Here is an 18,899-nt window from a genome sequence, read left to right as displayed (position 1 = left end):
GCATATCGCCTGAATAATTATTTGATATTGTTTCTTTTATTGCTACTCATTCAGATGCTGGTGGTCTTATGCAAGGTATGAGAGAAAGCCAAGGAAAGTTAGGTTTAAAAGCATAAGAGTAAAAGTGGGGGATATAAAGTTATACCCTTTTTTGGTGGTTAAAATATTCCGGTGTTGATCGAAGATATTTACAGTCAATCATCTTGAGGTAATTTGACAAAATCAGAGAGGAATGCGTTGAAGAAAATTTTTATATTGCGCCTTGATGAATATCGAAAAGAATAATAATGGATAAGGCACATAAAGCAGGACCTCGTATATTAAAAGGTGTTTGTGAAGCTTTTGTCTGAAGCTAAAGGTGAAGCGGATACTAAATTTTGTATCGATATTCCTGCAAATATTGATGTCAAAAAAAAACAGAAAAAATATAGGGTTATAGATATCATTTTCGGCACGTTTTGGTTTTCCTGTGGGGCGCATTCGTGATTGGGAATGGGGATGATATTTTTACTTCTTTTTGCTTTCAATTCATTGAAAATGAACTTGAAGCTATGGTGGTAATTTAGCACGCGATGATATCCGCGGCTTATAATCGTGTTTTTAAGAAAGCTCTATTGGTATAGTTTTTGCTTATAAAAAAGGGTGTGAGGGGTAGCGTTTTTTTAAAAAGCATCACGGCGTTTGAAAGGGTCGTAATAGATTTCTGTTACACGAAATTTTCCTTCGAGGCGTTTGCATTGGATGATGACATCAATCATCGAGATTAATAAGCCGCGGATATCATCGCGTGCTAAATTACCACCACCGTCACTTTCTTTGACTAAAAGGGTCATTTGTTCAAAGGCTGCAAGGGCTGTTGAGGCGTGGACGGTGGTAATGGAGCCGGGGTGACCAGAATTGACATTACGGATATAGTAAAAGGCTGTACCATCACGCAGCTCTTGTAGAAGGATTCTGTCGGGGCGCATGCGTAATCCTGATTCAAGCAGTTCTTTTGCGCCTGCTTTTGCTAAGCCTTGGTTATCTTTTGAATAAAAGAGCTGCACTTTGTTGGCGTGCGGAACGACAAGTTCTGGCGTGTCTTCAATGGTGAGAATTCGTTCATAGTCAGGGATTTTTGCAATCAAAGCTTTAGAGAGGGTTGTTTTACCAGAACCGGTTTTGCCCGATATTAAGATATTTTGTTGTGTAATAACGGCTCTTTCTAAAAAGGTGCAAAAATCTTTGGCGATAAAGAGATCTGTTAGCTCTTTGTCTGTATCAGAGAGTTCGGATAACCGTTCTGTCATTTGTTGCGTGGGTGTGAAACTGGTGTTTTGGGCAACAGAAAAAAGATTGTTTTCATGTAAACTTTCAAGAGAAAAAGTGCGTGATGAAGGTTTACGAATGGTCATGCTAATGGTATTGGCTGCAACTGCTGGAGGCATAACAATTTGTATGCGTTCGTTGTTTGGCAGTGTTGCGGAGAGAACGGGGTTTTCTACACTGATTTTTTGTGTTGTGTAGGCAGCAACAACTTTTGCAATCCCTTCTAGTTCGCTGTAGGTTAGCTCTTTTAAGATGTGGGTTTGCCAACCATTGGGACCCTCAACAATTACTTCGCCAGGGCGATTGATAACAATTTCAAATAAATTGTCATCATTGAGGAAGTCATCTAAGATCTTTAATTTTGTTAAAACGATGGAGGCGCGTTCTGCATTTTTTGCTGATGGCATAATGTGACTTTATTGGCTTAATGAAAAAAGGAATAGCTGGGAGTAGAGCGGTTTCTTTTGCTCTTTACGACTAGTTTATAGACAGATGAAAAATCGAGATCTTTTGCTACAAAGATGTTGACCAGTTCGCCTTGAAATTTTTCTAAGGTAGGAGGGATGTTGATTTGATTTTCAAGAGCAATACTGGCGGCCTCTTTTCCAGTGTTGTTTGCGCCTTCAAAACCGCCGCCTCCAGAGTTGTTTGAACCTTCTTTATTGGAATTGCCTACTATTTTATTTGTTAAAACTGTTGTGGCACCATCAATAACGGTGAGTAAAAGGGAAGAGCCAAAGCGTTCCCACCAATGGGTGTTGATGTTGCCATCAAAACCGGCTCTGCCTAAACTGTCGGTTGCGGGTGAGGCAAGGTCGATGATGACACCGGTTGGGGTTTTTGCTCTTGTCCAGAGTACAAAGAGGCGAGATTGACCTTGTTTTATCCCTCCGCGGTATTCGCCAATCACTTGGGTTCCTTTATCAAGCAAAACAACGCGCCCATTGTCAGAGAGGATATCACGGTTGATGATGCAGCTTGCAAAGCCTGGTTGCTCACTGTTTAATGCGGTTTCTAAGATACAGGGAATAGAGGTTCCCATGGCGATGATAAAGTTTCTATTGCCGATGAGTTTTGCTTTTGCTTTTGCTTCTTCTGTTTTGGTAGGCTTTAATAGGGTTGCAAAATTTTGTGTGTCTTGAAGGGCAGGAGAATTTTGCGCATTCGCGAGATTTTCAAGGGCATGGAATTTTTCAAAGGGGTTGAGAGTCGTGTTGACGATGTCTTTTAATTGAGATTTAGAGCCTTTGGCAAAAGCGAGAACAGGGGCACGTCTTGCGGCATCAAGTAGTGGGTCATCTTTTTTGGGTTCTTGTGCGAGTGGTTGTGGGGGTGGTAAGGTTATTGGCGCTATGTTTGCACGCGGGTCAGAGGGCGCGAGCTCTAAAGGAGCGAGGGAATTGTGAAAGCTTTTTTCTTGTTTTTTATGAGCTTTTGCGGTGTCTTTTTGTTCTGTGGGGGAGGATAAGATGTTCCAGAGCACATAGCCGCAGATTCCTATACAGGCTATTGCGACAACTATTTTTTTGCCAGCGCTTTTGGCACTATTGTTTTTGCCATCCCCAATAGATCCGCGATCTTCGATGATTGATTTATCACTCATGTGTTGTCCCCTTCAATTCCCGCTTATTTAAAGATCTGATGCAATTTTACGTTCAACAGATGGTGAGGTTGTTCCGGTATTTGGATTTGTGCCTTTTGGTTGATAGGCTTCGTTAAAGACGCATAGGACGTTTTTTCCCTGTCTTAGGGTGAAGCGTGCGCTAATGGCATGGACAATCACCATGTTGCCTCTTGTGGTTTTGGGAACCAGCGATTCTGTACCGTCATTGCTGACAATGTAAATGGCAGGGATTTCTTGGTTGTCTGGAAATGTAAATGTTGTGGTTTTGCCATTGTCATAAACGGAGGAGGGTTCGAGCACGCTCGAGCCTTGAGCGGTGTAAGCCCAATTGCGTGGTCCGTAGGTTTCAGAAGCGTTGAAGACATTATCGATACGCTGGGCTTGTTGTTTTTCTTGTCGCATAAGGGCTGCGAGTCTTCTTTGTTCTGCTTCTTCTTGTGGGTAGCGAAATTTCACAAGGAAATATGTTTCTTGTCCAGAGGAAATTTCTCCATCTTTGACCATGAGTTCAAATTGATAGGAGCGCTTTGAGCCATCAAGCTTTGTGGTGACGACTTGGAGATTGGTAATGGGTTGGACTTCCCGCGCTTTGAGGAAAAGAATATTGCCAGCGGGGGCGACTTCCCATGCAACGCTGTTGCCAATTGCCACATGGGCAATTTCTTCATTGGGAGAAAATTCTATTTGTACCGATGAGCGTATGGAGCCAATAATTTTTGTGACATTATAGGCATCATAGTTGATAAAGCGAATGCGGCTATCGCTTGGCGCACGAGTGGGAAAAATACTGGCATGGCTAGGCGTTAAAGAAAGGGTAATAGCGATGTTAAGAATGAGAAAAAGAATTTTTTTTGTCATGATCAGTTGACCACTTCCGGATCGGTTCTATATTCACTAACAATAAACCCTAGAGGATTTATCAAACGGTTTTGGACAGAGATAGGGGCATTGATATATTCAAAGGTAAGTGTTGCAACCCAGTGGGTGATGAATTCTTTGTTGGTTTCATTGTCATGAATGGTTCTGTAGTAACGCACTTGGGCGACATCGTCATTGATAAAGGAGATTGATTTTATTGTTATTGTAACGGCGGCGTGTTTATAGAGAATTTGAGGACTTTGGGGATTTCTTGCTCCATACCAGCTGGCAAATCTTTCCTGTTCTTCTGAAGAAGAGAGGAGGGAGACGGTTTGGAAGTTGTGTTGTGTTTCTTCTGTGGTGAAGCCTTCACGGGAGCGGACATATTTTGCAGCAAAGTAGCGTGTGATTGCTTCATCGACATTGGTGGGACCTTCTTTTAAGGCTTCCACAACTTCGGTGATGCCGGTTGAATTGTCGACGCGGATGACAAAAGGTTCCACGGTTTTAAGGGGCGTGAGGGTGATGACCGCGAGAGAAGACAGTATTGCAACAGCAACCGCGATGCCGGCAATGGCAAGCGAGACGCGGGTGGTGCGGCGTGAGGCGAGCATGCGATCTTTATCAAACGAGCGCGCTTCAGCAATGTATTGTTCTATGTCTTTTTCTTTCATGCTTTTTGCCCGCAATTTTTGTAAGATTTGATTTCTTCATCCGTTAATTTTTGTGCCAGAAGCGTTTCCAGCTTGCCTTCTACGGATGAAGGGGTGTTGTTACTGATGATAATGGGTGTGGGCGTGGGTTTTTTCCCTTCCCAATTCCACATTGATCTGTTGAGTGGACGTTTAGAATATCCATCACATTTTGGGAGTGACTTCAGTGTGTTTGGTGAAGACATACAGCCACTGAGAAAGAGAAATGGCAAGATTACCCCAATTTTTTAACATTCTTCCATTTCCTTTCATTTTATTAGGCCTAATATTGCCATTGCTTTCTGTTCCATCTTATCCATACGCTTCTTCATAGCTTTGAAAGGAGCTTTTACTGCGTCGACGCCTGCTTTCGTTGATCCTGTAAGAGCAGCTCCACCAGAAGCTAAAGCCGATGCGATTTCTGGCAATTTGTAAAAGATAAGAATACCACAACTGCTGATACCTAAAAATTGCACTAAAGCAACGATCATATCTCTAGGACTATCTGAAAGGAGTTTTGTTGCAAGATCGACATATAAACCACCGATTATGACTATTAATACCTGAAGTATGATGAAATTTACTGTTTGATTTAACCATGCTTCTGTAAATCTTCTGGTTGAGGAAAACATATAGAGACTTATGAAGAGTGGACCTACTGATAGGACAAGAAACAAACCAATTTTAGCATATACTGAGACGAAAAAACCGACGCCACAAAAGAGAGCAGAAACTCCTAAGCAGAAAAGACCAGCAAGCCAATAGACAGCAAATGTAAATGTATGTTCTCTGTTGGCAGCATCAAAAACGTGTCCAGCAGCAGTTTGTATCATATTATCCCATACATTTTTATCTGAATGTGCTCCTTGGGTGACATTTGCAATGGCATTCGGCAGATCGTTGAAGAATATATCCCTAACCCAAGTATTATAATGGGTGGCGTTTGTGGCAAGTGCAACAATAATGCCAAGTTTGAAAACTGTTGCTATAAACTCCCATAAGGGCATGGAAGAACGCCCATAGATGATATTGTACCCTATAAATATAATATAGATTGTACAAGACGCTTTAAGCGGAGTAGATAAAGATGATGAGAGATTTCTAATGGTGTCATCCATTACCTTTGTGAGGGGCTCGATCAACCCGTTGTCTATCATGGTAAATATATCATACGCTGCCATTGTTTTTCTCCGCTTCTTATCATACGGGTTCGCGTTCCATACAAAGTCGAATTTTTATGCTTTAATTACTGTCTTCTTTCTTTTCAGATTGTTCTTTCATTTTTTGTTTATCGTCATTTTTACGATATTTATTTAGATAGTTATCAAAATTTTCTTGACGTACTTCTTCTATTGCTTTGTCTAAATTTTTACAATTTTGTGAATCTCCTGTCCATCCACACTTACGTCTCCATTCATCGCGTAAATTTTTATCTTTTTTAAATTCTGCAACACTATAGGTTTTTTCACAACCAGCCGTGATGAGCCCTGTGCAAAGTAGCAATGTTGTTATGAGAACTTTATTCATAGATATTTCCCCTTCTTTCTTTCAGTTTTTGAGGTTTGAGCACAATCTTTAAATTATGCTTGTGTTATCGGTTTTTATAACCAGTGATGATAAATCTAGGGCACAGACATAATGTTGCCATAAATATATTAGAGTGTACGAAGCTCTTTAAGTTGAGCAGCTAAAGCGCAATAGATGCTATCCATTGTCCTTGTAAGTGGCTCCATCAACATATTGTCTATCTTAGTGAATATGCCTTTGGTTACTATTGCCATTGAGATGCTCCGCTCTTCATTATGTTTTAATGGTTATTTTGTTGTTCTTCTGCCGCGCGCTCTTTTGCTTCTTGTTCGGCTTTAGCTCGTTTTTTAGCTTCAAATTCAGCTTCCCATTTTTCTTGTCTAGCTTTTTGTTCAGCCCAAAGTTCATCCATACTTTTTTTCCGTTCCTCTGCTGCTTTACGACTTCTTTCTTCAGCTTGTGCTTTATATTCTTTTTCAAGTTCTAAAAATGCTAACCGCATGTTTTCACAATTTTTTGAAGTCCCTGCAAATCCACATTTAGCATCCCATTCTAGGCGTAATTTTTCATCTTTTTTAAATTCAGCGACGCTATAGGTTTTTTCACAACCAGCAGCGATAATTCCAGTGCAAAGTAGCAATGTTGTTATGAGAACTTTATTCATCAATATTTCCCCTTTTTCCTTTCAGTTTTACAAGGTTTGAGCACAATCTTTAAATTCTGCTTGTGTTATCGGTTTTTATAACCAGTGATGATAAATCTAGGGCACAGACATAATGTTGCCATAAATATATTATAAAGTGCATAAACCTCTTTAAGTTGAGCAGCTAAAGCGCAATAGATGTTATCCATTGTTTTTGTAATGGGATTCATTAACATATTGTCGATATAAGAAAATACGCCTTTGGTTACTATTGCCATTGAGATGCTCCGCTCTTCATTATGTCTTAATTATTATTCTGTTGTTCTTCTGCCGCTCGTTCTTTTGCTTCTTGTTCGGCTTTAGCTCGTTTTTTAGCTTCAAATTCAGCTTTCCATTTATTATACTCAGCTTTTCGTTTAGCCAGAAGTTCATCCATCTCTTTTTTAAAGTGCTCTGCCTCTTTCCGGCTTCTTTCTTCAGCTTGTGCCTGACGTTCTTTCTCAAGTTCTAAAAATGCTAACCGCATGTTTTCACAATTTTTTGAAGTTCCTGCAAATCCACATTTTGCATCCCACTCTAGGCGTAATTTTTCATCTTTTTTAAATTCTGCGACGCTATAGGTTTTTTCACATCCAGCAGCGATAATTCCAGTGCAAAGCAGCAATGTTGTTATGAGAACTTTATTCATGATTAATGACTGTCCTGTTGTTTAGCTTTAGCGCGCTCTTTTGCTTCTCGTTCGGCTTTAGCTCGTTTTTTAGCTTCAAATTCAGCTTTCCATTTTTCATATTCAGCTTTTTGTTTCGCTAGAAGTGCATCCATACCTTTCTTACGCTCTTCTGCCGCTTCACGTGCTCTTTCTTCAGCTTTTGCTTCATATTCTTTTTGAAGTTCTAAAAATGCTAACCGCATGTTTTCACAATTCTTTGAAGTTCCTGCAAATCCACATTTAGCATCCCATTCTAGGCGTAATTTTTCATCTTTTTTAAATTCTGCTACACTGTGAGTTTTTTCACATCCAGCAGCGATAAGCCCTGTGCAAAGTAGCAATGTTGTTATGAGAACTTTATTCATTATTTATTGTCCTGTTGTTTAGCTTTAGCGCGCTCTTCTGCTTCTCGTTCGGCTTGTTCTTTTGCTTTTTGTTCAGCTTTCCATTTTTCATGTTCAGCTTTTTGTTTAGCCATAAGTTCATCCATCGCTTTGTTGAAGCTCTCTGCCGCTTTCCGGCTTCTTTCTTCAGCTTTTGCGTCATATTCTTTTTGAAGTTCTAAAAATGCTAACCGCATGTTTTCACAATTTTTTGAAGTCCCTGCGAATCCACATTTCGCATCCCACTCTAGGCGTAAATTTTTATCTTTTTTAAATTCTGCTACACTGTAGGTTTTTTCACAGCCAGCAGCGATAAGCCCTGTGCAAAGCAGCAATGTTGTTATGAGAACTTTATTCATTATTTATTGTCCTGTTTCTTTTTAGATTCTTGTTTATCGTCATTTGTCGAGCCAGTTCTCCCCCATCCCCATGTTGGAAGACTCTCACGATAAGCTTGCTCTGCGTTTTTACAATTTTGCGAATCGAGATCCCCTGATGTCATACATTTCATTTTCCATTTTTCGTATAATTTGTGATCTTTCTTAAATTCTTCTACACTATGGGTTTTTTCGCAACCAGCAGCGATAAGCGCTGTGCAAAGCAATAATGTTGTTATGATGATCTTGTTCATATTCAAATCCCTCTTTTTCGTTTATTGACCACGGAGTTTTTTGGCAAAATCTTTATATCGTGCTGTAAATTCTTCGTAGCCACGTTGTTCTGCCGCTTTTTCTTCTGCTTGTTGAATCATCATGGCGGCTTGCATTTGAAGGACTTGTGTTTGGAGTTTTGCTTGTATCGCTTCTAGTTGTGCTTGAATGCCTTGAATTTTACCCGCATCTTCAGTACTTCCAAGTTCGTCAAGGAGCTTGGTAATGTTTTTTTGTGTTTCACTGGCTTCTTCGTAGACGTCTTGTCCTTTTGCTGCTTGTCCTACTACGCGCTGTTCGGCTTTTTTCACTTCTTGTGCGTAAAAAGCATCTACTGCTTCTTTTGATCCTGCACCCCCCGCGGGCTCTTTGTATAAGAGTTCTTCTTGCCATTTTTGCGTGTTTTTGCTGCCGCCGCCGCCGCCGCCACCGCCACCACCGCCGCTGCCCATCGATTGTTGAAAGTGGTTAAAATCTGAAGGAAGGGCGCCACTGCTCCCTTGCTTGTTAAACATCTCTTTCAATCCCGAAATGTCAGGCTTGACATTTAAGGAGTTATATAACTGTTTCGCTTGATCGAGTTGGCTCTTTAATTGCTCAAGCTGTTGTGCACCTTGTTGAATTTGTTCTTGCAATTTGTTAAGTTGTTGTGTGCCTTGCTGGACTTGTTTCATTATTTGTCCTACAGCCGCGGGATCATATACCATGATAGCGAATGCATTTGTTTGAAAGCCAAATGAAGCTGCATAGACGGCTGTTGCCAATAAAAGTTTTTTCATTGCTTTGACCTTTCTTGAAAAATAGGAAGCCATTTTTCTGGAGATTGTCCAACTTCATCCATAATGGTCTCTAGGAGTTCAATATTCTTGGTGGTGCCACTTAAAATGGCTATTTCATCATCAAAGCCGCGTAAATTCAGCTCTGCTACAACTGAACTTTGTCCTTGTTTGATGAGAAAACGCCGTGACTCACGGCTTAATTCTGATTGTATCAGGTTAAATTCTCTGTCCGATAATTTAAAACCTTCTACATAATCCCCATGATTGCCCTTTTGATTGGGAAAATAAATCTGTGTGGGGCATTGCTCTATAATGGTGTGGGCAATGGTCGAATTGATCGCATCTTTGGGAGATTGCGTTGCAAACAACATCAAACCATTTTGTTTACGGATAGTTTTCAGCCTGTCTTGCGCAAAGGCTTTAAAGGAATCATCCTCTAAGGCTTTCCAAAATTCATCAATGACAATGATAATACGACGCCCATCAATCAGAGACAAAATTCTATGAAAAAGATACATCATTAATGGGGGACGAATTTCATTATTGTCTAAAAAATCCGTCATGTCATAACCAATAAATTTTGCATCAATGCCAATGTCGTCATCAGGATTGTCAAAAACCCACCCTAAGGCATTGCCTTTACACCATCTTTCTAAACGACCCGCTATCCCCTCCCTGTGCGTGGTGTCAAAAAACATTTGTAAGGCCGATATTGTCCGTTGTTCTTTTGGCAACAAGGCAAGCTGCTCAACAGCTGCCGTAATGTCTTGTCTTTCTGATTCACTGATCTTTTGATCTTCAGACGAAACAAGCTTTATAATCCATTGGCGTAAAAAAACTCTATCTGCTGGATTGTTATAGTCTAAGCCTTTTAGCGGTGCTATGCCTGTCGGTCTACCATTCTTCAAGGGCATATAAGTGCCACCACCAGCCCTCACAAAAAGTTCTGCGCCCCGATCTTTGTCAAAAAAGACCATATTGGGATCATGCTTTTGAAGTTGTGCTAAAAGAAAATTAACAATAACCGTTTTCCCAGAACCAGAGGGACCACAAACAAACGTATTGCCTAAATCTCCAAAGTGAAAGTTAAAATAAAACGGTGAACCAGCAGAGGTTTTCATCAAGGCTACCGCTGGTCCCCACACATTGCCATCTATTTTTCCAACCGGAAAAGAATGAAAAGGAGAAAGCGCTGCATAATTACGGCTTGTTATTGCACCAGAGCGGGTGCGATAAGCATAATTGCCAGGCAATTGTGCCCACCAAGCTGCTGCTAACCCTAAATCTTCCCGCGCAATGACAGCCCCACCATCTGTAAGACGAGAACGCGCTTTGGCAAGATTATCCGCTAACTCTTGCGGCGTATCAGCAAAAACTGCCAATGATAAATGATGCTCCCCTAAAACAAAACGATTGGATTCAAGATCATCAAGCGCATCATCCAGTTCCATAATTTGTGAACCTGCTCGATCTCCCGCATTGACCATTTGATTCTGTTTGCGCCCCATAATTTGCTTGGCAATGTTTTTGCTCTTGAAAATAAAAGATTGGGTGAAAATAAACTCAAAGGGAAGGGTGAGCAAACCATCCGCCATGCCTACCCTGGTTTTTGCTGGATATTCTTTCCAACCAAACATGCCCGCAAACCGCTGTGCCGCCTCGGTGCGTATTTCTATGATCTCTTTCCCAAAAATGAGACGGTCTGAATAAACAGTCGAAGCTATCGTCCCCCATGTGAGAGGGATACGTTCACGACGACCTCCCACCAATTGGTGGATAAACTCACTTTGCTGCGAATAAATATTGCCTTCATGTTCATAAAGACTCAATCTTCTTGCACCATAGCGCTCTAAATTTTGAATAAGATCTGTGGTAATATCTTCAAGCTTGCGAATGGACTCTGCATCAACTTCTGTCTTTTCTTGCTTGGCTTTGCCTAAACGTTTGAAAAACTCCACTAATTTATCCGTTTGATCAACGTGTGGATTCCACAAAATAGAAAGATAAAGCTCATTGCGATAAAGCTCCTGTGAAATCATCCGGTCGCGATATTTATCATCTAATTGCTTGGCAAATGCCGATCTGAAAGTCCCATCCGGATAAATCGTTTCACGCTTTCTGATAATATGGCTATAAAGCGCTATCCGTTCATCCGCTATGTTTTTAAACAGATTATTGAGCTGTTCGTGAAGCACATTCAGATCAATAATATCCGCTGTCTCAAAGTTAATCCCTTCAAGTTTAATAACGCTCATGAGAGCGCGTGAATCCAGCGCAATGATGTGTTTATTGACATGGCGCACATAAGGAATGATCGCTTCTGGCTGCTTTTCACGTTTGCGCTCTGTTCTATTCATTATAATTCCTCATAATTACGAATTAATCGTAATGGAGAAATACTTCCCCCACCCCATAGACTCGAATTTCTGGCAAAAATAGATGTCTTTTGCCATGTCAGAAGAATACGAAATTTGTTATGGTCATGCTTTAGGATTTCCTTGAATATGAAATGCAGCATCACACCAAAGGTTAGAAAAAAAATATTGCCTGCCATAATGAACAATATCATCGTTCCTATCGCATTTAATCCCATAGCTTCCACCGTCACGCCTGCGATCATTGCAGGGCGCGTGCAAGCAAGAAATAACGTATCTTCTGTTAGCTTGTCGTTCTCTTTCATGGCTTTGAAAGGCTAAAGTTAAGCGAATTAAGACATAAACATTGATGCGATTTGCGATGCACCAAAAACAATGCCGATGCCAACACAAACAAAGAAAGCTTTACGCATTTCAACATAACCAGCAATCCATGCAAGCCCAACACCAGCAATCGCAATGGTTGCGATTGATTTTGCAATTGGTCCTTTTAAAGCATCAACTATTTTTTGAAGAGCAGTTTCAATTTTTCCGAAGCCGCCATCAGCAAATGCTGGTTCACTCAGTGCCATGAAGGCAATAAACAGCATCAATGCTGCTGTTAACCTTTTTTTTTGGGTGTTGGATAGAATAGTTTTTTGTAAGGTATGTTCATTAATGAACGAATTATTCATGTTTTTCATGAAAATTCCCCCGCTTTATGTTTAAGTTAATCACAAAATTAATATTCAAAATATTAATCGGGAATCATATAAATGAAAAAAATAAATTTTTCTATCGATAAATTAATAATATTTAATCTTTTATTATTTAATAAACAAAAAATATAGTAATATTCAAAATGATACTTTTAAAATATCTTCGAGCAGCGCCTAAATATATTGTCTTAATTTGTATTATTATTTTAGGATACTTTTATTTCAGTCAACATACTGAAAATATTATGCAATTTTCTCTTTTTGAAGGATCAGAAAAGACAATTGGAAACCCCGTTCAAAATCCGAAGTCACAATTGGTTGATTATGCAAACCAACAAGACGCAATCCAACAAAATGTGGTGTTGCATTCAGAACCAATCGCATCACAATTTTATGAAGAAAATGTGCCGGTCTATTCCGGTGCTATACAGGTCACAAGTGGTGTGACCTTTAAAATGATTACGCTTGTAGATGATGGGTGGAGAAAAAAGATCATCCGTGATATCCGTTTATATGGTGTGGAAAGCTGTGAAACACGACAATTTGCCTCACGCAACGGAGTTAAGTGGCCTTGCGGTGCTTTTGTTACGGCTTGGCTTGTTTCAAAAACAATTGATAAAAAGGTTACTTGTCGGCAAGCACGTGTCGTTCAACAGGTTCATTATGCACAATGTTTTGTAGATGGGGTTGATCTGGCGCGGTTGGGGCTGGCAGAAGGGTTGATGGTGTTGACAAAAGATCAGCATCATTTTCCATCCCCCGCAGACTATAAAACTCTACAATCTGCTGCTCAAAAAGCACAAAACGGTTTATGGTCGAGCCAATTTCAACAACCAGAAGATTGGCGAAGAGATCATGGAAGCTATAATCCCATTGACCATAATTAATATTGACCATTATTGATAAAGCGTCTTTTCAAGCGCTATTTAAAAATCAAGACAATATTCTACTGCAAATCTTATCAGAAAAAAGTTAATGATAATCCACACAGTCCTTGGTGGACAACGCTCGTTATGAAAATTTGTTGTGTTTAAAATATCCTTATAGGTTGTTTACTACAGTGCTATGGGAGAGCGCGTTTCCTTGGCTATACGTCATTTCGTTTTGCTTTTTAAATGAAAAGCTCTTCGCTTCTCAAACTCTTAATAATCGCACCCCAAAATCATGACATCAAACCTGCATTTAAATGAGAAGGCTAAAAGCCTTAAGTTTTAAAGGCTGGGAAATTCTGTAAAAGCGTATCGTTAGGCGCACGTGTGCCCCTTATCAATAACCAAAAGGCCTATCTTGTTCTTTTCTCACGCGGCTTTGAGATCATGATTAAAGAGAAAGCTTATAGGGGGATAAGTCAAAAGAAAGTGATGAAAATAATAAGGTATTTTAAGTGATATATATTTGAAAATATTATAAAAAAGACAAGAAAAGATAATAAATGGGTATTTTGTTATATAAATACTTAGCGTTAAGCGGATAGGTTATGAAAAGCCTTTCCAAAGTTTTTAAAACTGATTGTCTTCATACGTGTTAAAGTGTACAATGACGTTGTCAGGTGTGAGTTACACAAAATACTCTTTTAGTTAGAGATTGATAACTCACATTTTATTGTCGTGGGGTATTTATTTAATATGCATGTCCACGATCTGTATCTGGCGATTTTGTTTCAAAAAACTTTTTAGCTTGTTCTTCTTGTTGGGCTCTACGTTTTTCCTCTTCACTTTTACCACAACCTGTAATATTCAATCCTATAGTCAATAGAGCCAAGCATATTAAAATAAATTTTTTCATTTTTCCCCTCTTTAAAAATTATATGTATTAATCTCATCAATTATATCGGAATACAGATTTAATTATCGTGATCTTTTGTTTTTTATTAGTATTGTTAATGGAAAAATATGTGAACAGTTTATTGTAAATATCTTATAAGTTTATCATAATAAAAAATTAGAAGGAAAGAGCCAAAACCTAATATAAAGGAACAAATTGTAATGTTTATTAGTGCTTTTGACCAACCTATTGATAATATCATAATAGGAATTGTAAACAATCCCACAAACCCCATTATCATTATAAGGCTTAGTATCAATCTTAAAGGACCACGAAGCCATAAAAGCAAAAGGACGAGCGCCTCTTTGCTTATTTGTGATTTTGACATTATTTTCCCCTCACGCGCTTAAATCAAGATGCTCCACAATATACACAGTACGATAAATGATACAAGTTATTTTGTTATAAAATCTTCAAGATCTGTTTGATGTTCAACGGATGAAATATCCGGTTTGGTAGAAGATGATTCTATTTGATATTCTTTCATAAAAGCAACTTTTTCTTCTTTGAATAACAGAATAGGATTCACCCAGTATTGATTAGGCAATTTTGGTTTCAAAATTCCTTTTTGTATGAGCTCTCTTAAACCATTGTGAAAAGTTCTGTCGACCATATCGCGCTTTTTTCCATTTATACCCCCATCAAACCAAATTAAGGTAATGCTGCTGGGATCTTCGTTTGTTGATTTATTAGATCGATATTCTTCTAAAACTATTATCAAAGCACGATGTCCTGTACGAGATAAATTACAAATTGCTTGAATGCCATCAGCAAATATTTCTATAAAATTTTCTTTCTTTATTTTTTCTGTGACGTGAATTGTAGGTATGACCTCTGTTCTATTCGTATCAGAGTTGATAAATTTTTGTTGTGTAATGGACGTTTTTACAACTTTCTTATCGGTAAAAATTTCAGATTTTTTGAAAAAAGAATTTTCATACGGGGAATATTTTTGCTTTATAAATTCAAATCGATGACGTGACCTTTGGTTCTGAAAAAAGCTTATGAAAATATAGAGAAAGGCAGAAACGGAACATCATTTCCTTCAAAAAACAATAAATGGCTTCGAATTAAACTAGGACTTCTAATGCAAGCATTGCCTTATGTTGTTATGTTCATGAAAAATGGGTTGCAATCTGAAAGAGAGTGTAGCGGTTCTATGGAATTTTTAGCAAAATGAAGGGGATTTTTTTCAGGTATTTGAAGAAGCTAAAGAGACTATGAGGAAAAAAATGTGCTTTCTTTTATAACAAAAGAAAGCACATTGAGAGGGGGATTTAGAGTGACAGCTTTACATATTTTACTCTGAAAAGCGGTCTTTTTTATCTTTTTTCCACAAAAAATAAGTTGCAAGTCCGAGAATGGGAACACCCAATTTGGCAAAAGGGAGATGTTGACTGAGAGCTGCAAGACTGGAAACAGTCGCATCTGTCATGAGTTTGTGGCGTTGTTCTTCTGTCTTTTTTTGTTGGTCATAGCGTTGATAAGTTTTGAGAACGCGACTGATAATAAGACCTAATCCCGCAAGAGAAAGACAAATTAAAAACATGATACTGGCGGCAGCAAGAGGCTTCATAACAGAACATAACGCAATAAAACCGATGGTACATAAAAAAAGCAAAGACATGAAGAATGAAATGCCAATAAACCCATAAAAAATTGCTTGAAGGCGTACTTGCTTGACTGTGCTTTTAAGCCCTCCACCGACAAGATGGTTTAAAAGAGGCGCGATAAACTTATGCATTGCTTAACGACGCAGTAATTGAGAAAGAATAAAACCAACCCCTGCGGCAAACAAAACGCTTTTGCCAGGATTTTTGCGAACGCATTGATTCATGGTTTGTTCAAGATCACTAATTTTGTCTTTTGCTTGAGACATCATGTCTTCACCACTTTCTTTCGCTGAGTGATATAGTTTTTCCGCTTTGTCTTTGGCGGCGTTGAATTTGTTTGCACCAAGATCTGTTAGGGTTGAGGTAATCCCTGAAATTTCAGTGCGTAACGTTTCTAATTGTCCTTGTAGGTCTTTTTCTACGGCTGATTTATCGTGCTGTGTTGTTTTATTATGGGCCATGGTATTTTTCCCTCTTGATTCATTATATTTGTATTGGTGTGTTCATAGTGATCATTTGCATTGGAGTGAAAATTTTCACTGCTTGAGTAACGCCAAAAGCTTTTTTTGGTTCCTTTCATTTTGTTGAATTTAAAATTGTTTTTGATAAAATAAATCTTTCCTATACGATATGCTTTGTCTGTAAAGGGTCGCATCTGTTGAGAATTGCCTTATATGCTTTTATACTTTTGCAGCAAAGAAAAAGAAAATAATATTGCGGCTCTTTGCTCTCTATGTATTTGGGGGCAACACGCGCTCCCCATGATACTTTTGGTCAGTTTAAGAATATTGCGATCGTTCTTTTTTAAAAACGTAAGGTATATTTTTATTTTAGGATAGGAGAGGTACTTTAGTGCACTGGTTGTTAGAGAAGTGCATATCCTTTTCTCCGAGGATTTTATGATATTTTTGCTGCTTGTTTCATGTAAGAAAATATTTTGTTGGCTTCAAAAGAGCCGCAGAAATGAGAAAAGCTTTGCGATATGAGAGATTTATTTAACAGGAACGATGATAAATTATTCTTATAAATTAAAATATTATATGCGATACTTCTTGTAAGTTTATCATTTTGCCTAATTTATGCAATAAATTGATTGGGTAAGATAAACTTGTTGAATTGTTAGAGAAAAATTTCTTGAGTAATTTCTTTAGAATTAAGAGAGAGCTTGTGAAATAAAACTATACTTGATTTATCAAGTTTTCTTTCTTAAGAGGAATACACAAGTGACGTTAAAAGGGTAGTGGCATTGTGGAACAGTGATGCTATGCGGGGTGACGATCCAGCTCATAAATAAAGATAAGAGCACAAGAATGTGAGATAAAAATGGAATCTGAAACAGTCCCTTTAGATAAAACAGTCCCTTTAGATAATATGTCTGCTGTATTGACAGTGCATGATTTTTCTCCTCTTTCTATGTTTATGGCTGCTGATTGGGTGGTGAAAGCCGTTATCATTATTTTGTTACTTGCTTCACTTATGTCTTGGACAATTGCTTTTGTGAAAATTGTTGAGATCACTTTGGTAAAACGAAGAGTACGTCATGAACTTCAATTGGTTCTAAATGCTCAGACTCTTACGCGTTTGGCAGCTAGCTTGAAAGAAAGCAAAGGAGCTGGTGTGTTTTTTCTCAAAGAAGTCCTTAAAGAGGTGTATCTTTCTGCACAACAGGTTCATTTTTCTGCTCCTGAAGGGATAAACGAAAGCTCTGGTGAAAAAACCAGTGTAGGGGAAAATGCACAAACGATTGAAGATATTCTCTTTTATGAGGAGAGCAATCAATATGAAGATGTTTCCCGCGATGTTCGCGATGCTAGGGTTCGTGATGTTCATGAAGGTTTAAAAGAAAGGGTTCATTCACTTTTGTCACGCTGCTTGCTGGCTGCTACACGCCGTGTTGCATGTGGAAGTGCTGTTCTTGCAACTATTGGCGCAATTGCTCCTTTTGTTGGTCTTTTTGCAACTGTTTGGGGAATTATGAATTCTTTTATTGGGATTGCTCAGTCTCAAACAACGCGACTTGATGTGGTGGCGCCTGGAATTGCTGAAGCCTTATTCGCAACGGCTGTTGGGCTTTTTGTGGCTATTCCCGCCGTTGTTATGTATAATAGCCTTATGCGTGCTTTGAGTGGTTATCGTAGTGATTTAGGTGATATCGCTGCTGCTCTTGAAAGGCTCTTGAGCCGTGAACTTGATAGACAAAGACAACAGAAAAGTCATAAAAAATGAAAGCAAGCCTTAATAATGATTGGGATATAGACGAGAGTGGGTTGCAAAGCGAAATCAATGTGACCCCTTTTATTGATGTTGTATTGGTGTTGCTTATTGTTTTTATGGTTGCAGCGCCTTTGGCAACATCTGCCATTTCCGTTCAGCTTCCTTCTATAACTCAAGCACCTTCAGTGGTTCAGTCTGATGAACCTCTTTATGTTACGTTGCAAAAAGATCGTTCTCTTTACATTGGTGATCATCTTGTAGAACAAGCAGCTTTGAGAGAAGCTTTGTTGAGGGAAACGACGCAAAATTTAGAGGCAAAAATTTTAATCAAAGCGGATAGCGAAATTGATTATGGTACTGTCATCGATTTATTAAATCAAATACGTATGGCTGGATATCATAAAATCGGTCTTGTAGGATTGCAAAACTCTACCAATCTTGTCTCAAGAGGTGAGATCAATAATAAAACAACAGGGGTAGCGAACGCTGCTGTCGATGGAGCGGGTGGTAGCGCGGGCGGTAACGTTGTGGGGCATGTGGATGCCGTAACAACGAGCCCTGCGGGAAACGCTAATATTCCAGCCGATGCCTCTGATCAGTGATAAAAAACAGCCTTTGTTGCAGGAAGCAAAGCATATTACTCAAACTCGTAGAGTGAAATTGATGAGGGTTCCGTGGATTTATTAAACCAAACACGCATGGGTTTGATATTACGTAGGGGGTTGATATTACGCAGGGGGTTCATATATTGAATCGGTTTTTTAGGATTAAGCTCTGCTCATCTTGCCGCAAGAGGTGCGATCAAGAAAACAGCAGAGGCGATTGTTGTGTGTCTTAATACATCTTAAAGCCCTTTTTGCGGCGGTGTTCATAAATGGTATATAAAAAGCAAGTAAAATAAAATAGTTATGTCTAATATGGGGGAATAGGTGAATCTTGATTCTATTGAGTTTTTTTGCCTCTATCCCTCATCTTTTTGAAGCTTTTTTATCGCCTCTATAG

Annotated in this window: 25 protein-coding genes; 3 read left to right on the top strand and 22 right to left on the bottom strand. The window is 38.9% G+C overall.

Annotated features, from left to right (window positions below; translation table 11 throughout):
• Positions 1-662: 662 nt before the first annotated feature.
• From virB11 to ACFIMM_RS03195, 18 genes are all read right to left on the bottom strand, one after another.
• On the bottom strand, positions 663-1,715 hold the full coding sequence (gene virB11, locus ACFIMM_RS03280; RefSeq protein ID WP_375622633.1) for a P-type DNA transfer ATPase VirB11: 1,053 nt from the start codon (positions 1,713-1,715) through the stop codon (positions 663-665).
• Between the two features lie 17 nt (positions 1,716-1,732).
• Positions 1,733-2,911, bottom strand: a complete 1,179-nt coding sequence (gene virB10, locus ACFIMM_RS03275) for a type IV secretion system protein VirB10 (protein ID WP_375654365.1) — start codon at positions 2,909-2,911, stop codon at positions 1,733-1,735.
• A gap of 27 nt (positions 2,912-2,938) precedes the next feature.
• The gene (gene virB9 / locus ACFIMM_RS03270) at positions 2,939-3,790 is read right to left on the bottom strand and encodes a P-type conjugative transfer protein VirB9 (protein WP_375612502.1); all 852 of its coding nucleotides are present in this window, start codon (positions 3,788-3,790) and stop codon (positions 2,939-2,941) included.
• Positions 3,791-3,792: 2 nt separating this feature from the next.
• Complete coding sequence (locus ACFIMM_RS03265) at positions 3,793-4,464, bottom strand: virB8 family protein (protein ID WP_375682631.1); 672 nt, start codon at positions 4,462-4,464, stop codon at positions 3,793-3,795.
• On the bottom strand, positions 4,461-4,688 hold the full coding sequence (locus ACFIMM_RS03260) for a type IV secretion protein VblB7 (protein WP_375692616.1): 228 nt from the start codon (positions 4,686-4,688) through the stop codon (positions 4,461-4,463). The genes ACFIMM_RS03265 and ACFIMM_RS03260 overlap by 4 nt, the downstream gene beginning before the upstream one ends.
• Positions 4,689-4,751: 63 nt before the next feature.
• Complete coding sequence (locus tag ACFIMM_RS03255) at positions 4,752-5,663, bottom strand: type IV secretion system protein (RefSeq protein ID WP_375634437.1); 912 nt, start codon at positions 5,661-5,663, stop codon at positions 4,752-4,754.
• 61 nt (positions 5,664-5,724) lie between these two features.
• On the bottom strand, positions 5,725-6,009 hold the full coding sequence (locus tag ACFIMM_RS03250; protein ID WP_375676227.1) for an EexN family lipoprotein: 285 nt from the start codon (positions 6,007-6,009) through the stop codon (positions 5,725-5,727).
• 128 nt (positions 6,010-6,137) lie between these two features.
• Positions 6,138-6,263 carry a hypothetical protein gene (locus tag ACFIMM_RS03245; protein ID WP_375682629.1) on the bottom strand — a complete coding sequence of 42 codons (126 nt, stop codon included), beginning with the start codon at positions 6,261-6,263 and terminating at the stop codon, positions 6,138-6,140.
• A gap of 26 nt (positions 6,264-6,289) precedes the next feature.
• Positions 6,290-6,673 (bottom strand): EexN family lipoprotein, encoded by a 384-nt coding sequence (locus ACFIMM_RS03240; protein WP_375682628.1) that lies wholly within the window; start codon positions 6,671-6,673, stop codon positions 6,290-6,292.
• Positions 6,674-6,738: 65 nt separating this feature from the next.
• Positions 6,739-6,930, bottom strand: coding sequence for a hypothetical protein (locus ACFIMM_RS03235; RefSeq protein WP_375682627.1), 192 nt, complete (start codon positions 6,928-6,930; stop codon positions 6,739-6,741).
• 26 nt (positions 6,931-6,956) lie between these two features.
• Positions 6,957-7,340, bottom strand: a complete 384-nt coding sequence (locus ACFIMM_RS03230; RefSeq protein WP_375682626.1) for an EexN family lipoprotein — start codon at positions 7,338-7,340, stop codon at positions 6,957-6,959.
• A 2-nt stretch (positions 7,341-7,342) separates the two neighbouring features.
• On the bottom strand, positions 7,343-7,726 hold the full coding sequence (locus tag ACFIMM_RS03225; protein WP_375682625.1) for an EexN family lipoprotein: 384 nt from the start codon (positions 7,724-7,726) through the stop codon (positions 7,343-7,345).
• On the bottom strand, positions 7,726-8,103 hold the full coding sequence (locus ACFIMM_RS03220; protein WP_375682624.1) for an EexN family lipoprotein: 378 nt from the start codon (positions 8,101-8,103) through the stop codon (positions 7,726-7,728). The genes ACFIMM_RS03225 and ACFIMM_RS03220 overlap by 1 nt, the downstream gene beginning before the upstream one ends.
• Positions 8,103-8,375 carry an EexN family lipoprotein gene (locus ACFIMM_RS03215; protein WP_375682623.1) on the bottom strand — a complete coding sequence of 91 codons (273 nt, stop codon included), beginning with the start codon at positions 8,373-8,375 and terminating at the stop codon, positions 8,103-8,105. The genes ACFIMM_RS03220 and ACFIMM_RS03215 overlap by 1 nt, the downstream gene beginning before the upstream one ends.
• A 21-nt stretch (positions 8,376-8,396) precedes the next feature.
• Positions 8,397-9,173 carry a type IV secretion system protein gene (locus ACFIMM_RS03210; RefSeq protein WP_375682622.1) on the bottom strand — a complete coding sequence of 259 codons (777 nt, stop codon included), beginning with the start codon at positions 9,171-9,173 and terminating at the stop codon, positions 8,397-8,399.
• A complete protein-coding gene (locus ACFIMM_RS03205; protein ID WP_375682621.1) occupies positions 9,170-11,530 on the bottom strand; it encodes a VirB4 family type IV secretion/conjugal transfer ATPase in 2,361 nt (786 codons plus the stop codon). Before ACFIMM_RS03205 ends, ACFIMM_RS03210 begins: the two co-directional genes overlap by 4 nt.
• Positions 11,530-11,853: a type IV secretion system protein VirB3 gene (locus tag ACFIMM_RS03200; RefSeq protein WP_375682620.1), complete on the bottom strand. Its 324-nt coding sequence runs from the start codon at positions 11,851-11,853 to the stop codon at positions 11,530-11,532. Before ACFIMM_RS03200 ends, ACFIMM_RS03205 begins: the two co-directional genes overlap by 1 nt.
• A 27-nt stretch (positions 11,854-11,880) precedes the next feature.
• Complete coding sequence (locus tag ACFIMM_RS03195) at positions 11,881-12,231, bottom strand: TrbC/VirB2 family protein (RefSeq protein ID WP_375692611.1); 351 nt, start codon at positions 12,229-12,231, stop codon at positions 11,881-11,883.
• Between the two features lie 158 nt (positions 12,232-12,389).
• Between ACFIMM_RS03195 and ACFIMM_RS03190 the strand changes: the two genes are divergently transcribed.
• Positions 12,390-13,133, top strand: coding sequence for a nuclease (locus ACFIMM_RS03190; protein WP_375638296.1), 744 nt, complete (start codon positions 12,390-12,392; stop codon positions 13,131-13,133).
• Between the two features lie 733 nt (positions 13,134-13,866).
• Here ACFIMM_RS03190 and ACFIMM_RS03185 read toward each other — a convergent pair.
• From ACFIMM_RS03185 to ACFIMM_RS03170, 4 genes are all read right to left on the bottom strand, one after another.
• Positions 13,867-14,031 (bottom strand): hypothetical protein, encoded by a 165-nt coding sequence (locus ACFIMM_RS03185; RefSeq protein ID WP_273758902.1) that lies wholly within the window; start codon positions 14,029-14,031, stop codon positions 13,867-13,869.
• Between the two features lie 433 nt (positions 14,032-14,464).
• Positions 14,465-14,791, bottom strand: a complete 327-nt coding sequence (locus ACFIMM_RS03180; protein WP_375675765.1) for a hypothetical protein — start codon at positions 14,789-14,791, stop codon at positions 14,465-14,467.
• A 579-nt stretch (positions 14,792-15,370) separates the two neighbouring features.
• The gene (locus ACFIMM_RS03175; RefSeq protein WP_375638297.1) at positions 15,371-15,814 is read right to left on the bottom strand and encodes a hypothetical protein; all 444 of its coding nucleotides are present in this window, start codon (positions 15,812-15,814) and stop codon (positions 15,371-15,373) included.
• Between the two features lie 3 nt (positions 15,815-15,817).
• Positions 15,818-16,144: a YqjD family protein gene (locus ACFIMM_RS03170; protein WP_375612522.1), complete on the bottom strand. Its 327-nt coding sequence runs from the start codon at positions 16,142-16,144 to the stop codon at positions 15,818-15,820.
• Between the two features lie 862 nt (positions 16,145-17,006).
• Between ACFIMM_RS03170 and ACFIMM_RS03165 the strand changes: the two genes are divergently transcribed.
• Positions 17,007-17,909, top strand: a complete 903-nt coding sequence (locus tag ACFIMM_RS03165) for a MotA/TolQ/ExbB proton channel family protein (protein ID WP_375675766.1) — start codon at positions 17,007-17,009, stop codon at positions 17,907-17,909.
• On the top strand, positions 17,906-18,499 hold the full coding sequence (locus tag ACFIMM_RS03160; protein WP_375668250.1) for a biopolymer transporter ExbD: 594 nt from the start codon (positions 17,906-17,908) through the stop codon (positions 18,497-18,499). Before ACFIMM_RS03165 ends, ACFIMM_RS03160 begins: the two co-directional genes overlap by 4 nt.
• Positions 18,500-18,899 lie beyond the last annotated feature (400 nt).

It is taken from the genome of Bartonella sp. AP258QHHD (assembly GCF_042196145.1).
In the GTDB taxonomy this organism is placed as follows: domain Bacteria; phylum Pseudomonadota; class Alphaproteobacteria; order Rhizobiales; family Rhizobiaceae; genus Bartonella.
The sequence above is the reverse complement of the archived record's forward strand: the minus strand, read 5'-3'. Positions and strand labels throughout refer to the sequence as shown.

What these genes read in the sequence shown, in the direction of transcription:
- virB9 (WP_375612502.1), bottom strand. Translation starts at nt 3,790, where the DNA reads ATGACAAAAAAAATTCTTTTTCTCATTCTTAACATCGCTATTACCCTT.
- ACFIMM_RS03240 (WP_375682628.1), bottom strand. Translation starts at nt 6,673, where the DNA reads ATGAATAAAGTTCTCATAACAACATTGCTACTTTGCACTGGAATTATC.
- ACFIMM_RS03265 (WP_375682631.1), bottom strand. Translation starts at nt 4,464, where the DNA reads ATGAAAGAAAAAGACATAGAACAATACATTGCTGAAGCGCGCTCGTTT.
- ACFIMM_RS03210 (WP_375682622.1), bottom strand. Translation starts at nt 9,173, where the DNA reads ATGAAAAAACTTTTATTGGCAACAGCCGTCTATGCAGCTTCATTTGGC.
- ACFIMM_RS03175 (WP_375638297.1), bottom strand. Translation starts at nt 15,814, where the DNA reads ATGCATAAGTTTATCGCGCCTCTTTTAAACCATCTTGTCGGTGGAGGG.
- ACFIMM_RS03235 (WP_375682627.1), bottom strand. Translation starts at nt 6,930, where the DNA reads ATGGCAATAGTAACCAAAGGCGTATTTTCTTATATCGACAATATGTTA.
- ACFIMM_RS03205 (WP_375682621.1), bottom strand. Translation starts at nt 11,530, where the DNA reads ATGAATAGAACAGAGCGCAAACGTGAAAAGCAGCCAGAAGCGATCATT.
- ACFIMM_RS03190 (WP_375638296.1), top strand. Translation starts at nt 12,390, where the DNA reads ATGATACTTTTAAAATATCTTCGAGCAGCGCCTAAATATATTGTCTTA.
- ACFIMM_RS03165 (WP_375675766.1), top strand. Translation starts at nt 17,007, where the DNA reads ATGGAATCTGAAACAGTCCCTTTAGATAAAACAGTCCCTTTAGATAAT.
- ACFIMM_RS03255 (WP_375634437.1), bottom strand. Translation starts at nt 5,663, where the DNA reads ATGGCAGCGTATGATATATTTACCATGATAGACAACGGGTTGATCGAG.
- ACFIMM_RS03185 (WP_273758902.1), bottom strand. Translation starts at nt 14,031, where the DNA reads ATGAAAAAATTTATTTTAATATGCTTGGCTCTATTGACTATAGGATTG.
- ACFIMM_RS03170 (WP_375612522.1), bottom strand. Translation starts at nt 16,144, where the DNA reads ATGGCCCATAATAAAACAACACAGCACGATAAATCAGCCGTAGAAAAA.
- ACFIMM_RS03245 (WP_375682629.1), bottom strand. Translation starts at nt 6,263, where the DNA reads ATGGCAATAGTAACCAAAGGCATATTCACTAAGATAGACAATATGTTG.
- virB11 (WP_375622633.1), bottom strand. Translation starts at nt 1,715, where the DNA reads ATGCCATCAGCAAAAAATGCAGAACGCGCCTCCATCGTTTTAACAAAA.
- ACFIMM_RS03160 (WP_375668250.1), top strand. Translation starts at nt 17,906, where the DNA reads ATGAAAGCAAGCCTTAATAATGATTGGGATATAGACGAGAGTGGGTTG.
- virB10 (WP_375654365.1), bottom strand. Translation starts at nt 2,911, where the DNA reads ATGAGTGATAAATCAATCATCGAAGATCGCGGATCTATTGGGGATGGC.
- ACFIMM_RS03225 (WP_375682625.1), bottom strand. Translation starts at nt 7,726, where the DNA reads ATGAATAAAGTTCTCATAACAACATTGCTACTTTGCACAGGGCTTATC.
- ACFIMM_RS03215 (WP_375682623.1), bottom strand. Translation starts at nt 8,375, where the DNA reads ATGAACAAGATCATCATAACAACATTATTGCTTTGCACAGCGCTTATC.
- ACFIMM_RS03250 (WP_375676227.1), bottom strand. Translation starts at nt 6,009, where the DNA reads ATGAATAAAGTTCTCATAACAACATTGCTACTTTGCACAGGGCTCATC.
- ACFIMM_RS03200 (WP_375682620.1), bottom strand. Translation starts at nt 11,853, where the DNA reads ATGAAAGAGAACGACAAGCTAACAGAAGATACGTTATTTCTTGCTTGC.
- ACFIMM_RS03195 (WP_375692611.1), bottom strand. Translation starts at nt 12,231, where the DNA reads ATGAAAAACATGAATAATTCGTTCATTAATGAACATACCTTACAAAAA.
- ACFIMM_RS03260 (WP_375692616.1), bottom strand. Translation starts at nt 4,688, where the DNA reads ATGTCTTCACCAAACACACTGAAGTCACTCCCAAAATGTGATGGATAT.
- ACFIMM_RS03220 (WP_375682624.1), bottom strand. Translation starts at nt 8,103, where the DNA reads ATGAATAAAGTTCTCATAACAACATTGCTGCTTTGCACAGGGCTTATC.
- ACFIMM_RS03230 (WP_375682626.1), bottom strand. Translation starts at nt 7,340, where the DNA reads ATGAATAAAGTTCTCATAACAACATTGCTGCTTTGCACTGGAATTATC.